The 15750-nt window shown below is 41.7% G+C and carries 15 protein-coding genes; 11 read left to right on the top strand and 4 right to left on the bottom strand.

The genetic code is table 11. The features are described 5' to 3' along the window. Positions 1 to 96 precede the first annotated feature (96 nt). Positions 97 to 1197 carry a DNA polymerase III subunit beta gene (gene dnaN, locus Q4546_RS10650; protein WP_102436412.1) on the bottom strand — a complete coding sequence of 367 codons (1101 nt, stop codon included), beginning with the start codon at positions 1195 to 1197 and terminating at the stop codon, positions 97 to 99. Between the two features lie 19 nt (positions 1198 to 1216). Beyond that, positions 1217 to 2605, bottom strand: coding sequence for a chromosomal replication initiator protein DnaA (gene dnaA / locus Q4546_RS10655; protein ID WP_076541770.1), 1389 nt, complete (start codon positions 2603 to 2605; stop codon positions 1217 to 1219). A 448-nt stretch (positions 2606 to 3053) separates the two neighbouring features. On the opposite strand from dnaA, the gene rpmH reads away from it, so the two are divergent. The 6 genes from rpmH to Q4546_RS10685 all read left to right on the top strand — a co-directional run bounded on the left by rpmH (position 3054) and on the right by Q4546_RS10685 (position 7477). Beyond that, complete coding sequence (gene rpmH / locus Q4546_RS10660) at positions 3054 to 3191, top strand: 50S ribosomal protein L34 (protein ID WP_011867659.1); 138 nt, start codon at positions 3054 to 3056, stop codon at positions 3189 to 3191. 16 nt (positions 3192 to 3207) lie between these two features. After that, the gene (gene rnpA / locus Q4546_RS10665; RefSeq protein ID WP_076541772.1) at positions 3208 to 3564 is read left to right on the top strand and encodes a ribonuclease P protein component; all 357 of its coding nucleotides are present in this window, start codon (positions 3208 to 3210) and stop codon (positions 3562 to 3564) included. After that, on the top strand, positions 3531 to 3785 hold the full coding sequence (yidD, locus tag Q4546_RS10670) for a membrane protein insertion efficiency factor YidD (protein WP_076541774.1): 255 nt from the start codon (positions 3531 to 3533) through the stop codon (positions 3783 to 3785). The genes rnpA and yidD overlap by 34 nt, the downstream gene beginning before the upstream one ends. Before the next feature lie 3 nt (positions 3786 to 3788). Beyond that, positions 3789 to 5417 carry a membrane protein insertase YidC gene (yidC, locus tag Q4546_RS10675; protein WP_102436410.1) on the top strand — a complete coding sequence of 543 codons (1629 nt, stop codon included), beginning with the start codon at positions 3789 to 3791 and terminating at the stop codon, positions 5415 to 5417. A gap of 81 nt (positions 5418 to 5498) precedes the next feature. Beyond that, the gene (mnmE, locus tag Q4546_RS10680) at positions 5499 to 6857 is read left to right on the top strand and encodes a tRNA uridine-5-carboxymethylaminomethyl(34) synthesis GTPase MnmE (protein ID WP_102531911.1); all 1359 of its coding nucleotides are present in this window, start codon (positions 5499 to 5501) and stop codon (positions 6855 to 6857) included. Between the two features lie 8 nt (positions 6858 to 6865). Beyond that, positions 6866 to 7477 (top strand): PolC-type DNA polymerase III, encoded by a 612-nt coding sequence (locus tag Q4546_RS10685; RefSeq protein WP_303446254.1) that lies wholly within the window; start codon positions 6866 to 6868, stop codon positions 7475 to 7477. Between the two features lie 42 nt (positions 7478 to 7519). On the opposite strand, the gene Q4546_RS10690 is transcribed toward Q4546_RS10685, so the two are convergent. Beyond that, positions 7520 to 8389 (bottom strand): LysR substrate-binding domain-containing protein, encoded by an 870-nt coding sequence (locus tag Q4546_RS10690; RefSeq protein WP_102520271.1) that lies wholly within the window; start codon positions 8387 to 8389, stop codon positions 7520 to 7522. A 142-nt stretch (positions 8390 to 8531) separates the two neighbouring features. Between Q4546_RS10690 and Q4546_RS10695 the strand changes: the two genes are divergently transcribed. Together Q4546_RS10695 and fghA are read left to right on the top strand one after the other, a co-directional pair. Then, a complete protein-coding gene (locus Q4546_RS10695; RefSeq protein ID WP_102520270.1) occupies positions 8532 to 9662 on the top strand; it encodes an S-(hydroxymethyl)glutathione dehydrogenase/class III alcohol dehydrogenase in 1131 nt (376 codons plus the stop codon). Between the two features lie 77 nt (positions 9663 to 9739). Further along, on the top strand, positions 9740 to 10582 hold the full coding sequence (gene fghA, locus Q4546_RS10700; RefSeq protein WP_303446255.1) for an S-formylglutathione hydrolase: 843 nt from the start codon (positions 9740 to 9742) through the stop codon (positions 10580 to 10582). A gap of 95 nt (positions 10583 to 10677) precedes the next feature. On the opposite strand, the gene Q4546_RS10705 is transcribed toward fghA, so the two are convergent. Beyond that, a complete protein-coding gene (locus Q4546_RS10705) occupies positions 10678 to 11994 on the bottom strand; it encodes a sodium:alanine symporter family protein (protein ID WP_241903457.1) in 1317 nt (438 codons plus the stop codon). Between the two features lie 180 nt (positions 11995 to 12174). Between Q4546_RS10705 and mioC the strand changes: the two genes are divergently transcribed. The 3 genes from mioC (at position 12175) to rsmG (ending at position 15740) form a co-directional block, all read left to right on the top strand. Beyond that, positions 12175 to 12615 (top strand): FMN-binding protein MioC, encoded by a 441-nt coding sequence (gene mioC / locus Q4546_RS10710; protein WP_102436396.1) that lies wholly within the window; start codon positions 12175 to 12177, stop codon positions 12613 to 12615. A gap of 490 nt (positions 12616 to 13105) precedes the next feature. After that, positions 13106 to 14995 carry a tRNA uridine-5-carboxymethylaminomethyl(34) synthesis enzyme MnmG gene (gene mnmG, locus Q4546_RS10715; RefSeq protein WP_303446256.1) on the top strand — a complete coding sequence of 630 codons (1890 nt, stop codon included), beginning with the start codon at positions 13106 to 13108 and terminating at the stop codon, positions 14993 to 14995. Positions 14996 to 15116: 121 nt separating this feature from the next. Continuing rightward, a complete protein-coding gene (gene rsmG / locus Q4546_RS10720; protein ID WP_102436392.1) occupies positions 15117 to 15740 on the top strand; it encodes a 16S rRNA (guanine(527)-N(7))-methyltransferase RsmG in 624 nt (207 codons plus the stop codon). Positions 15741 to 15750: the final 10 nt, after the last annotated feature.

Genomic DNA, 15750 nt, shown 5'->3' on the forward strand with positions numbered 1-15750 from the left:
AAGAGTGAAACGAAAGAAGGTGCCTTAATGTAGCACCTTCTTGGGGTAAAACGTTATAGTTAAACGGCGCTTAATCAAGTTTAAGCGACTATTTACTTATAAGCGCATTGGCATAACCACGTACATAGAGTCTTCTTCTGCGTGGTTTTCAATTAGTGCGCTTGAGTTACCGTCTATTAAGGTTATTCTAACATCATCACTGGCTAAATTATTTAATACGTCCAATAGATAGCTGACGTTAAAGCCAATTTCTAGGTTATCTGAGTTGTATTCAACATCGATAATCTCTTCTGCTTCTTCTTGCTCCGGGTTATTGGCGGTAATGCGCAATAATCCCGGCTCAAGCTGAATACGCACACCTCTGAACTTCTCATTCGACAAAATAGAAGCACGGGTTAACGCTTGTTTTAATTGATTACGGCTAGCCACCACAATTTTGGTGCCGCCTTTAGGTAATACGCGGCGATAATCAGGGAAACGACCATCGACTAATTTACTGGTGAATACCGCATTGGCAGTAATCGCACGAATCGCACTATCACCAATCGCAATGGTAATATCACTGTCTTCACTTTCAAGTAAACGCGCCATTTCAACCACGCCTTTACGCGGCACAATCACTTGCTTCTCAGGTAAGCTGGTTTCTATTTGACGATGACTTAATGCTAAGCGATGACCGTCTGTGGCAATGGCCTTTAAGGTGTTACCTGCGGTTTCAAATAACAAGCCATTTAGATAATAACGCACATCTTGGTTTGCCATTGAAAATTGTGTCGAGTCAATAATCGACTTCAAAGTGCCCTGCTTTAAGCTAAATTCAATTTCAGCTTCAAACGCTTCAACATTGGGATAATCTGATGCTGGCAAGGTCGCCAGTGAAAAACGACTACGGCCTGAGCGTAATAACCATTTGTTCTCTTGCTGCTCAATTTTAATTTCAACTTGCTCAGGAAGAGATTTAACAATATCTAATAATTTTTTAGCCGGAACTGTGGTGCGTCCCACTTCAACTTCACCTTGGATGGGAGCTTGACCGACAAGCTCAACCTCTAAGTCCGTACCTGTAAGTTTAAGTGAGCCCTCACTAACTTCAACAAGTAGATTAGATAAAATTGGCAAGTTATGGCGTCTTTCTACTGCGCCACAAACCAACTGAAGTGGTTTTAATAGGGCATCCCTATCAATTGAAAATTTCATTCGTCTCAATTTCCCGATATTAAGAAGATAAGGTACGTATCAAGTTAGCATAATCTTCTTTAATGTCATGACTTTCTTCACGTAACTGAGCAATTTTTCTGCATGCATGTAATACAGTAGTATGATCACGACCACCAAATGCGTCACCAATTTCAGGCAAGCTTTGGTTAGTTAACTCTTTTGATAATGCCATTGCCACTTGACGTGGTCTGGCAACACTGCGCGAACGGCGCTTAGATAACATGTCAGCCATTTTAATTTTGTAATATTCAGCAACGGTTTTCTGAATATTATCAATGGTGACTAACTTTTCTTGTAACGCCAGTAAATCACGTAATGCTTCACGGACAAAATCAATGGTAATTGGACGTCCGGTAAAATTAGCATTAGCAATAACGCGATTTAATGCGCCTTCTAATTCACGCACATTTGAGCGCAAACGCTTAGCAATAAAAAATGCCACTTCATCAGGCAGATTAATGCCGCTCTCTTGTGCTTTACGCATTAAGATCGCCACACGGGTTTCAAGTTCTGGCGGTTCAATGGCAACGGTTAGGCCCCAACCAAAGCGAGATTTTAAGCGATCTTCAACACCATCGATTTCCTTGGGATATTTATCCGAAGTTAAAATGACTTGATGGTTACCTTCAAGTAATGCGTTAAAGGTATGGAAGAATTCTTCTTGAGAACGATCTTTATTGGCAAAAAATTGAATGTCATCAATAAATAATGCATCAACACTGCGGTAGTAACGTTTGAAATCTTCAATGGCGTTATTTTGCAGTGCTTTAACCATGTCCTGAACAAAGCGCTCAGAATGCATGTAAACCACTTTGGCATTGGGATTATTTTTGATGATCCCATTGCCAACAGCGTGTAATAAATGGGTTTTACCTAAACCAGTACCACCATATAAAAATAGTGGGTTATAGGCGCCACCTGGATTTTCAGCCACTTGAAGTGCAGCCGCTTTACCCAGTTGGTTTGATTTACCTTCAACAAAATTATCAAACTGGTAAGTCGGATTAATGTTACTGCGGTGGTTAGCATGCTCAACCGGTTCAGCTTGAGTATTAAACGAAGTACTAACGCGCGCTTTAGTATGGGTATTTTGAGGTTTCTTTATTTCAGCAATCACTGGTGCTGCAGGTTTAGCTGCAGACGGACGACTACCAATATCAAAACGCAGCTTAGGCGCATTGCCACCTAACTGTTCAGTGAAAAATTGATTAATGATATTGATATACTTATCACGAACCCAATCGAGCACAAAACGATTCGGCGCATAAAGTACCAAGGTATCACCATCCATTTCAGCTTGCAGCGGACGGATCCACATACTGAATTGCTGCGCAGACAATTCGTCTTGCAGTCTGCCGATACATTGTTGCCACAGTGAAACCGCCACTAAAAATCCTTAAATACCGTTTGTTGAAGGAGGGGTATTCTATCGTTAGATCTCAATGATCGCTATCGATAAAAAAAATTTTATCCCCAAGCTGATCATTGTATGTGGATATCTGTGATCTTTGAAGATCAAAATCGATCTATTTATTATGAATTGTTCATAGATCCTGCTTTATTAACCGATCAACATTGATCTATAATAGCGCGGCTTTGATCTAGTAAAACTATCTTAGATCCACTACATATTGTGTTGGTACACAGAGTTATCCACATCCTGTGGTAGATTTTTAGGGTACTTATCAAAGTTAAATTGGTAAAAATTGTTCATATAGTCATTTTCCTAGTTGACGGTAGTGATTAAAGTGATTACAATTCGGCCTCTTTTTTGCCCTTGCGTCTTATTTCAAGAATGTAAGGTTTATTAACTACTAAATATACGGATTGCCAAAATGAGTAAACGTACTTTTCAACCAAGCAACCTGAAGCGTAAGCGTTCTCACGGCTTCCGCGCACGTATGGCCACTGTAGGCGGCCGTAAAGTGATTGCACGTCGTCGTGCAAAAGGTCGCGCTCGTTTATCTGCTTAATCAGTAGATATTCATAGTGACTAGCTATGCTTTTACGCGGGAGTTGCGTTTGCTAACTCCCGCGCAATTTAAATCTGTATTTTCAAATCCCATCAAAGCATCTTCTGCTGAAATAACTCTGCTTGCTATTCCAAATTCAGAGCAACATCCTCGTATTGGATTAACTGTCGCAAAACGTTTTGTTAAAAATGCCAGTGACCGAAATCGCATTAAACGAGTGATAAGAACTAATTTCCGTTTACACCAGCATGATATTCCAGACCTTGATATAGTTGTCTTGGTAAGAAATGGCGTGGTTGATATGGAAAATGCAGACCTACATAAATTAATAGAGAAGTTATGGCGCAAACTCAGTCGCCGTTACAATGGTTAGCCACAAAGGCTATTCGTGGCTACCAACTCTTTATCAGCCCTATGCTGGGACCCCGCTGTAGATTCAATCCAACATGCTCTTATTATGCAATTGATGCAATAAAAACGCATGGAACTGCGAAAGGTTGTTGGCTTGCGGCGAAACGCATACTAAAATGTCATCCTTTACATCCCGGCGGAAGTGATCCCGTCCCCCCTAAAAACGACAGGTGTAACAAATAGGCTATGGAATCTCAACGTAATTTAATGCTTATCGCTCTGCTTTTTGTCAGCTTTTTAATGTGGCAAGCATGGCAAGACGATAAAGCCCCGCAACCAGTAGCGGCCCAAACAACGTCACAGACTACTAATGTTGCGTCACAAAACGTTAGCGATGTACCAGAGGCTGATGCAGGCATGCCTGTTCAATTACCTGCTACACAAAATTTAATTACTGTGAAAACAGATCAACTAGACATTAAAATCAGCCCAGTAGGCGGTGATATTGTTTATGCTGCATTAGTTGATCATAAAGTTGAAATAGACAGTGATGACCCATTCGTAATACTTGAACAAAATGGTTCATTTAATTACATCTCACAAAGTGGTCTTATTGGCCGCGATGGTATTGATAGCAGCCGCCATGGTCGCGCTCAATTTTCAGCAGAATCTGAAAATTATGTGTTAGCCGATGGCCAAGACTCTTTATCAGTACCGCTTAATTATGTTGATGCTAATGGCGCAGCATATACCAAAGTATTTACCTTCACCCGTGGTCAATTTGATGTGACTGTTGATTACAATGTAAACAACACCACTTCAGCACCGCTGCAAATGCAAATGTATGGTCAAATAAAACAAACTGTACAAGCATCTGAAAGCAGCATGATGATGCCAACTTACCGTGGTGCAGCATACTCGACTAGCGATGTTCGTTACGAAAAGTATGACTTTGATGACATTGCAAAAAGTAACCTAAACCAACAGACACTAGGTGGTTGGGCAGCAATGCTACAACACTACTTTGTATCAGCTTGGGTGCCGCCTGCAGCTGATTCAAATACTATTTTTACCAGCATGAGTGCTGGCGGCCAAGCCAATGTTGGTTTCCGCGGCGCGGTACATGATATTGCACCTGGTGCACAGCAAACCATTAGTGCCCAATTCTATGTTGGCCCTAAAAACCAAGAAGCTTTATCTAAAATTTCTGAAACATTAAACCTTGTTGTAGATTATGGTTTCCTTTGGTGGTTAGCTATCCCAATTCACTGGTTATTGATGTTCTATCAATCCTTTGTAGGTAACTGGGGTGTGGCGATTATTTTAATTACCCTAACCGTGCGTGGTCTTTTATACCCGCTAACCAAAGCACAATACTCGTCAATGGCTAAAATGCGTAACTTGCAGCCTAAACTGACAGAAATGAAAGAACGCTTAGGTGATGACCGCCAGAAAATGGGTCAAGCCATGATGGAGCTGTATAAGAAAGAGAAAGTTAACCCTATGGGTGGCTGTCTTCCTATCTTGCTGCAAATGCCAATTTTCATCGCCTTGTATTGGGTATTACTAGAAAGCTATGAATTACGCCATGCGCCATTCATGCTTTGGATTACCGATTTGTCGGTTCAAGATCCTTACTATGTATTACCATTATTAATGGGTGTGTCTATGTGGTTAATGCAAAAAATGCAACCAATGGCACCGACTATGGATCCTATGCAAGTGAAAATGATGCAGTGGATGCCAGTTATCTTTACTGTGTTCTTCCTATGGTTCCCAGCCGGTCTAGTTCTATACTGGTTAGTAGGTAACTTAGTCGCTATTACCCAGCAAAAGATTATTTATGCAGGTTTAGAGAAAAAAGGCTTAAAATAAGTCATAGCTCAAACTGATATAATCAACAAAGGCGGCTATTAAGCCGCCTTTTCCTTTACTATTTCAACAAGGTTTTCCTCAATGACAGACACTATCGTGGCACAAGCAACCGCACCAGGTCGTGGCGGCGTAGGTATCATTCGTATTTCAGGCGATAAAGCCACGGAAGTCGCACATAGCGTATTAGGCCATTTACCTAAAACCCGTTATGCCGATTACTGTGATTTTAAAAACGCGTCAGGCGAGGTCATTGATCAGGGAATCGCACTGTTTTTTAAAGGACCAAACTCCTTTACCGGTGAAGATGTATTAGAGCTTCAAGGCCATGGCGGCCAAATTGTGCTTGATATGCTGATCAAACGCGTGATGGAAGTAGATGGCATTCGTATCGCTAAGCCCGGTGAATTTAGCGAGCAAGCCTTTATGAACGACAAGCTGGATTTAACCCAAGCAGAAGCCATTGCCGATTTAATTGATGCCACCAGTGAACAAGCGGCTAAGAGCGCGTTAAACTCACTTCAGGGCGAGTTTTCTGATGAAGTACATCAGTTAGTCGAGCAAGTGACTAATTTGCGCTTATACGTCGAAGCAGCCATTGATTTCCCTGATGAAGAAGTCGACTTTTTATCTGACGGTAAAATCGCTAACTCACTGTATAACATCATCGCCAAATTAGACTTAGTCCAAGCCAGTGCCAAGCAAGGCTCAATTATTCGTGAAGGCATGAAAGTGGTAATTGCTGGTCGTCCTAATGCCGGTAAATCAAGCCTATTAAATGCCCTAGCAGGTAAAGAGTCTGCCATTGTCACTGAAATTGCAGGGACTACCCGTGATGTACTGCGCGAGCATATTCACCTTGATGGCATGCCACTGCATATTATAGATACCGCCGGTTTACGTGACACCGCTGATACCGTTGAAAAAATTGGTATTGAGCGTGCGTGGGATGAGATAGCAACCGCCGATAGAGTGTTATTTATGGTTGATGGCACCACTACCACCGATGTAAATCCTCACGATATTTGGCCTGACTTTATTGACCGTTTACCGAAAAAACTCGGCGTCACAGTTATTCGTAACAAAGCGGACTTAACCGGTGAGCCAGTAATGACCACTGATGAGCACGGCTATAGCGTTTATCGCATTTCAGCGAAAACCGGCTTAGGGGTTGAAGAGCTTAAACAGCACCTTAAATCATTAATGGGTTATCAAAGTAACCTTGAAGGCGGTTTTATTGCCCGTCGTCGTCATTTAGAAGCCCTAGATTTAGCTGCCAGTCACTTACAACTGGGTAAAGAGCAGTTAGAAGTGTATTTAGCCGGCGAGTTATTAGCAGAAGAATTACGTATGTGCCAAATGGCGCTATCTGAAATTACCGGTAAGTTCACCTCAGATGATCTGCTGGGTAAAATCTTTAGCTCATTCTGTATTGGTAAATAGGATCGCTCATGATATTGGCAAATAAGGTTATCGTGCTCGATTTCGAAACCACAGGCTTATCACCTAATAATGCAGATCGCGCCATCGAAATTGGTGCGGTAAAACTCATTGATGGCGTGATCGTCGATAGCTTTCAAGAATTAATGAATCCGGGTAGATCGGTAAACAGTTTTATTGAAAATTACACCGGCATCACCAATGCCATGCTTAAAGAGGCAGATTCTTGTGAAGCAGTCATGACTCGCTTTGCCGATTTTATTGAAGACTTTAACTTAGTGGCCCACAACGCCAGCTTTGATAAGAAGTTTTTAGATGCCGAGTTTGAGCATTGTCAGCAACAATATTCTGGCCAATTTGCCTGTTCATTATTACTGTCGCGCCGCATTAGCCAAGATGCGCCAAACCATAAATTAGGCACCTTAATTGAATATCATCAGCTGCCTAATGATGGCGTGTTTCACCGCGCATTAGCCGATGCCACCATGACAGCACATTTATGGAATCATCAACTGCAGCTGCTGCAACAGCAACTGCCCCATAAAGCGATTACTTTTGAGCTGATTAACCAGATTTCAAAGCGCCCTAAAGCCCAAGTTAATGGTTACTTACAATCTTTATAACGGCTAACTTATAGCAACTAAAATAACCCATGATACGGCTCGTTAAGGTAATTCAGCGGCGAGCTTATCCACCAGTAACCTCACTTTGGGTGACAAATGCCGATTGTGAGGATACAAAGCCCAAATCCCCTCTTGCTGCTGCTTATAAGATTCTAAAATAACCGAAAGCTTGCCCGCAGCTATCGCCTCTGCCACGTAATAACCCGGTAGCTGCACAATCCCCAAACCTTTAATGGCGGCGTTAAGTAAGCTAATACCACTACTGCACTGTAAATTCCCTTGCACTTTAATACTTCTTGCTTGGCCACCTTCATTAAAATGCCAGTGGGGTTGTGAGCCCACTAAACAATTATGCAGACTTAATTCTGATAATGAATAAGGCGCGCCGAAACGATTAATATAATCAGGGGCGGCGCAAACAAACTGCTCACGGCTGGTTAAGCGCTTTGCCATCATGCTCGAATCAGGTAAACGCCCTAACCTAATCGCTAAATCATAGCCGCCTTCCACTAAATCTAACTGCCTGTTAGTTAACTCACAAATCACTTCAACATCAGGGTGCTGCTGCATATAGTCAGTGACAATCGGCATCACAAATGACTCACCATAGGTCACTGGTGCCGTAAGCTTAATTAACCCTTGGGGTTTATTTTGCAAACTACTTATAGCCCGCTCAGCTTCTTCAAGTCCATCGATAACTTGGCGGCAATGGCGATAAAATATATGGCCTTCTTCAGTTAACGACACTTTACGGGTGGTGCGATAAAACAATTTTGTGCTTAACCTATTTTCAATTTGGCTAATTTGGCGGCTCACTTGCGCGGTCGAAATAGCTAAACGTTTACCTGCTGCCGTAAAGCTATCCGTTTCAGCCACCGCGACAAATTCGTAAACCCCTTCCCATGGCAACATTATTACCACCTCGTAAAAGTAAATTGTATTTATAGCCCATTATCAACTGACAGAAAATAAATACAATAGATCCATCATCTACTGAGCCTCATCTACACTAAGTAGATCCACTTTTATGGTTAACGTTAAAAGGACAAACACAATGTCAGCACAATTTATGAAATCTAAGGCCGCTATTGCATGGGGACCAGGACAGCCATTATCGGTTGAAGAAGTCGACGTGATGTATCCAAAAGCGGGTGAAGTCATGGTGAAAATCATCGCTTCTGGTGTTTGCCACACCGATGCATTTACCTTATCTGGCGATGATCCAGAAGGTGTTTTCCCGGCTATTTTAGGTCATGAAGGTGGCGGAATTGTAGAGATGGTTGGTGAAGGTGTTACCAGTGTCAAAGTCGGCGACCATGTTATTCCGTTATACACCGCAGAATGCGGTACATGTAAATTCTGCACTTCAGGTAAAACCAACCTTTGTAGTGCAGTTCGTGAAACCCAAGGCAAAGGCTTAATGCCTGATGGCACTACCCGTTTTTATAAAGATGGCCAGCCTATTTTCCATTACATGGGGTGTTCAACCTTCTCTGAATATACTGTATTACCAGAAATTTCATTAGCGAAAGTCAATAAAGACGCACCACTTGAAGAAGTGTGTTTACTCGGTTGTGGTGTAACAACCGGTATGGGCGCGGTATTGAACACAGCTAAAGTCCAAAAAGGCGATACTGTGGCCATTTTCGGTCTAGGCGGCATTGGTTTATCAGCCATTATTGGCGCAACCATGGCCGGAGCATCACGCATTATCGGCATTGATTTAAATGAATCTAAATTTGAACTCGCCACCAAACTGGGTGCGACTGATTGCATTAATCCAAAAAATTATGACAAACCGATTCAGGATGTCATTGTGGAAATGACCGATGGCGGCGTAGATTTCTCATTTGAATGTATCGGTAACGTCAACGTTATGCGCAGCGCGTTAGAGTGTTGTCATAAAGGTTGGGGCGAATCGGTGATTATTGGTGTTGCTGGCGCAGGCCAAGAAATATCTACTCGACCATTTCAACTAGTGACTGGTCGAGTATGGAAAGGAAGTGCATTTGGTGGCGTTAAAGGGCGCAGTCAATTACCCGGTATTGTTGAGCAATATCTCAACGGCGAATTCAAACTAGACCATTTCATTACTCACACTATGGGGCTTGAAGGGATTAATGATGCCTTTGATTTAATGCACAGCGGTGAAAGTATCCGCAGTGTCATTCACTTCGATAAGTAAATCTTATTGCCGTATTCGATAAATATCATGCCCTTAACCTTACGCTAAGGGCATTTTTATAAAAAGTGACCAATCAAATGACTTTAGAAAACATCAGTAGTAATAAAATGTTCGGCGGCTGGTTAAAACAATATAGCCATCACTCTGATACGTTAAACTGCCAAATGCGCTTTGCCATTTATCTGCCGCCACAAGCAGCATCACAAAAAGTGCCGGTGCTATATTGGTTGTCAGGCCTCACCTGCACCGACGAAAACGTGATGCAAAAATCAGGCGTTCAACGAGTCGCAGCAGAGCTTGGCATTGCTATTGTGGCTCCAGATACCAGCCCGCGCGGTGAAAATGTCGCAGATGATGAATCTGCAGCCTATGATTTTGGATTAGGAGCAGGGTTTTATCTTAATGCCACCCAAGCACCCTTTAATACCCACTATCAAATGTATGACTATGTGGTAAAAGAATTGCCAGCCTTTATTGAGCAGCATTTTCCAGTGACAAGCATGCGCAGTATCAGTGGCCACTCTATGGGCGGTCATGGCGCCATTACCATCGGGCTTAAAAATCCGCAGCAATATCAATCTATTTCGGCATTTAGTCCGATCTGTAATCCGATAAATTGCCCTTGGGGGCAAAAGGCTTTTAACGGTTATTTAGGATCAGATCAAACAAGCTGGGCTGAATACGACAGCAGCGAGTTAATGAAAAACTCGATGGTTAAGGTACCTATGCTGGTGGATCAAGGCACTGAAGATAACTTTCTAGTTGAACAACTAAAACCTGAAAGCTTAATTGAAGCCGCTAAAGCTCAGCAATACCCGCTGACCTTACGCATGCAGGAAGGCTATGATCACAGTTATTTCTTTATCAGTAGCTTTATTGAAGATCATCTTCGGTTTCATGCAAAGTACTTATTAAAGTAAGTCATTATTTGTTATGACCGAACACAAAAAGGGAGTGAATAATCACTCCCTTTTTGATCCGTTATAATGAATATATTTTAGAATTCACGACACATTTATGAATTATTTTGCGCCAATTTTGCAAAGTACTTCTTAGAAGCGGCTCTGACTTTAGGGGCTAATAAAATTGCAGAGGTCATGGTTGGAATCGCCATTAAGGCATAGGCAGCATCAATAATATTAACGATTTCTTGAATGGTTGCTGTTGCAGCAAACAGTATCGCCAGCAAGAAAAATAATTGATATAGGCGTAATCTTTTGCGACCAAATAAAAATGCAAAGCACTGACCACCATAAAATGCTTGAGTAAAAATGGTGCTGATACTGAAAAATACCACGCAAAGGATCAGCAAATACGGACCCACGCCCGGCATAGTAACTTCAAAGGCTTGAGCCGATAAATTAACCCCCTCAGCTTCAGTTCCTTGCCACACCCCCGAAATTAAAATGATCATTGCCGTGGCAGTGCACACTAATAAGGTATCAATAGCAGGACCCAGCATGGCCACTAAGCCTTCTTTTACTGGTTCGTTGGTTTTGGCACTACCATGCGCCATTACTTCAGTGCCAATACCCGCTTCATTTGAAAAAGCCGCTCGGCGGATACCGATCAACATGGTGCCCAATATGCCACCACCAACCGAATTAAGTGAAAATGCTTCAGTGATAATAAGCTTAAAATAACTCGGTATATCAGCAATATTGGCAGCAATAACATAAAAAGCGCAGCCCATATAAATGACGATCATTAACGGCACGACTTTAGTGGCCACCGAAGCAATGCGTTTAATCCCGCCTAATATCACGCTGGCAACGATCAGCATAACCACAATCCCTAAGCTTAAATCCACCCAAAAGGTGGATTGATCACTGGGAAAATAGCCAGGTTTAACAATTAACCACTCACGAATAATCTGTACTAATTGATTGGCATTAAACAACGGAAAATTACCAACAAGGCCAACAACACAAAAAAATACCGCTAAAAAGTGCCATTTTTTGCTTAAACCTTGAGTGATTATGTACATGGGCCCCCCCTGCACATCACCATTTTCATCCTTGCCGCGATACATAATAGCTAAGGTACAGGTGAAAAATTTAGTCGCCATTCCCACAATAGCGCTAATCCACATCCAAAAGATGGCCCCCGGTCCACCCACCATAATAGCCACTGCAACACTACCAATATTACCCATACCAACGGTGCCGGCCATGGCACTGGATAACGCCCCTGCGTGGCTAATATGCCCCACAGCGCCTTTATCAGGATATTTACCACGGACAATATTTATAGCGTGGCCAATGTAGCGAAAAGGAATAAAACGTGAATAAATCAGGAAGAAAAGCCCACCACCTACCAGTAAAACCAGCATGTGAGGCCCCCATGCTAAATCAGCCATTTGAGCCGTAATTGAAACCAGAGACATAATAAAAGTTAATTTTTTGTTAATTGTAATTATTGAAAATACGGATAAAAACCACTTTGTGCAATGCTAAATAGGCGTAAACTAACCCTATAAGTAGTGTTTAACAGTAATCATCTAGGATAAAACATGGCAAAAATAGATATTTTAGTGGGCTCAACTCAAGGCGGAACCGAATATGTGGCCGACGATATGGCGGCTCAGCTTAACGAAATAGGCCACCAAACCTGCATTCATTTAGCCGCAAACTTGGATGATCTTGACCCTAAATCACTGTGGATCATTGTCAGTTCAACTCATGGCGCAGGCGATCTTCCAGACAATTTAGCACCCTTTTATCAGCAATTATTGACCTCAAATAGCGATCTAAGCGAGTTAAAATTTGCTTTGTGCGCAATTGGCGACTCAAGTTACGACACTTTTTGTCTTGGGCCTGAAAAAATAATTTCAAGACTCGATCAGCTCGGTGCAAAACAGTTTGTGAATAAGATCCAAATTGATGTTCAAAAGGATCCTGTCCCAGAAGATCCGGCACTAGCTTGGCTTTCAGAGTGGCAATCCTCCATTTAGATCCCCAAAAAGCCAGAGAGCTTGGTTAACATCTTTATTTATACCCACAATAACAACCTATCTTATCCACAAAAAGCAAAATACGATCATAACTTTGTGGATAAGCTATTATTTTTACCGATCATAACGCTGTACAGATCTTAAGGTGATCTACTCGAAGATCACCCCTGTGGATAACTAGCCGATCTATCCCCAAGTTATATTGAGTTTGATCCTTCATTGATCACAGGATCGTTTTGTCGTTAACCTATGAAAATAAACAAATAAATGAGTTACCCACAGAAAAGTGCGATCCTAATAGTAATAGTAATAAAAAGATCTATTTAAAGATCTTAAGATCTATTAAGCGAAGCCCGTTAGATCGAAACTAGAAAATTGATCATTCCCGAAAAGCAAACCAAGTGCTAAAATACTCGGCTCAAGCAAGCCCTAGATTTGAAATCTAGTTAAATTTTGCAATATCGAATTTACTTTTATCCAAGGTCACAAAATGCATTTTCATGAACGGTTTGATGTAATTGTTGTTGGTGGTGGTCATGCCGGAACTGAAGCTGCCCTAGCAGCCGCAAGAATGGGGGCAAAAACATTATTGTTAACACATAACATTGATACTTTAGGTCAAATGTCTTGTAACCCTGCCATCGGTGGTATTGGAAAAGGTCATTTAGTTAAAGAAATTGATGCTCTTGGTGGTGCAATGGCTACTGCAACAGATTTTGCAGGTATCCAATTTCGAACATTAAATTCCAGTAAGGGCCCAGCAGTCAGAGCGACTCGAGCTCAAGCTGACAGAGCGCTTTACCGTCAAAAAATCCAACAGATTTTACAACACCAGCCTAATTTACGCATTTTCCAACAAGCAGTAGATGACTTAGTTGTTGAAAATAATACAGTAATTGGTGTAGTCACTCAGATGGGACTCGCTTTTGAAGCGCCAAGCGTAGTGTTAACTACAGGCACATTCCTTAGTGGTAAAATCCATATTGGTTTAGAAAACTACAGTGGTGGCCGAGCAGGTGATCCGCCAGCGATTGCCTTAGCAAATCGACTAAAAGAATTGCCAATTCGTGTTGGCCGCTTAAAAACCGGTACCCCACCACGAATTGACGCTAATAGCATTGATTTTTCCAAGATGGCTGAGCAAAAAGGTGATTCACCTTTGCCAGTTATGTCGTTTATTGGTGATGTTAGTCAACACCCTGAGCAAGTATCTTGTTATATCACTCATACCAATGAAAAAACTCACGATATTATTCGTGGAGGTATGGATCGTAGCCCAATGTATTCAGGGGTGATCGAAGGTATTGGACCACGTTATTGTCCATCGATCGAAGATAAAATAAATCGCTTTGCAGATAAATCATCGCATCAGATCTTTATTGAGCCTGAAGGCTTAACCACCAATGAGATCTATCCAAATGGGATCTCAACCAGTTTGCCATTTGATGTGCAATTGAATTTGGTGCGATCGATTCAAGGCATGGAAAATGCTGAAATCATTCGTCCTGGTTACGCTATTGAATATGATTATTTTGATCCAAGAGATTTAAAAAATTCACTTGAAACTAAAAATATCAATGGTTTGTTCTTTGCTGGACAAATTAACGGTACTACCGGTTATGAAGAAGCCGGTGCTCAAGGATTGCTAGCTGGTATGAATGCGTCATTGCAAGTTCAAGGCAAAGAGGCTTGGTGCCCACGCCGTGATCAAGCTTACCTAGGGGTGTTAGTTGATGACTTATCAACCTTAGGTACCAAAGAGCCATACCGTATGTTCACCAGTCGTGCTGAATATCGTTTGCTACTACGTGAAGACAATGCTGATTTGCGCTTGACAGAAAAAGGTCGTGAATTAGGTTTAGTTGGTGATCATCGCTGGGCATTATTCAGTGAAAAAATGGAATCGATTGAAACTGAGTTGCAACGTTTACGCAGTAATTGGGTTCATAATAATTCACCTTTGCTTGATGTATTAAACCCAGAGCTTAATACCCCAATTTCTCGTGAAGCATCATTTGAAGATCTACTTCGTCGTCCAGAAATGGATTATAAGAAATTAATGAGTTTAGAAGGTTTTGGACCGGGGATTGAAGATCCACGTGCTGCAGAGCAAGTTCAAATTCAAGTGAAGTACTCTGGTTATATTCAAAGACAGCAAGGTGAAATTGATAAAGCGATTCGTAATGAAACCACAATCTTGCCGCTTGATCTTGATTATCAAGAAGTTCCAGGCCTTTCAAATGAAGTGATCGCTAAGATGAATGAGCATAAACCTGAAACCATTGGTCAAGCATCAAGAATTTCAGGAATGACGCCGGCAGCGATCTCAATCTTGCTGGTTCATCTTAAAAAGCGTGGTTTATTGCGTAAAAGCGCATAAATCCCAGCAAAAAGTTGTCTTTTGACCAATAAGGGAAGCTTTGAGGCTTCCCTTAGTCATTTTCGCCATTCATAATACCCGATGATTTTATTATTCCCATTGCTTTTCGAGGTCACCCAGCGTGCTAGCAACTCAACTTAAAACCTATTTAGCTGAAACAAATATTTCAGCCACAGATACACAGCAAAAACAACTGGTTGATTTTGTTGCCATGCTGAATAAGTGGAATAAAGCCTATAACTTGACCTCGGTTAGAGATCCTGAACAGATGTTAATCCGACATGTGATGGACAGTTTGGTGGTTTCTCCTTATCTTAAGGGGCAACGCTTTATTGATGTCGGAACTGGACCTGGTTTACCAGGGATCCCATTAGCCATTTTAAATCCGGATAAAGAGTTTGTATTACTCGATAGTTTAGGCAAACGGATCCGTTTTCAAAAACAGGTTCAATTTGAATTAAAAATAAATAACATCACTTCAATTGAAAGTCGTGTAGAAGCGTATGAGCCTGAGCAAAAATTTGATGGTGTCATCAGTCGCGCTTTTGCATCAATCGAAGATATGCTCAGCTGGTGCCATCACCTTCCTGCTGCAGATGGTATTTTTTACGCCCTAAAAGGTCAGCTTAGTGATACGGAGTTAGCGACAATTCCTCAGGGTTTTGAAATAGCAGAAACGATAGTGCTTAATGTGCCAAAGTTAGATGAACAAAGACATCTATTAAAGCTGGTTAATAAAAAATAACCATAGCTAA

It is taken from the genome of Shewanella sp. 4_MG-2023 (assembly GCF_030548015.1).
Taxonomy (GTDB): domain Bacteria; phylum Pseudomonadota; class Gammaproteobacteria; order Enterobacterales; family Shewanellaceae; genus Shewanella.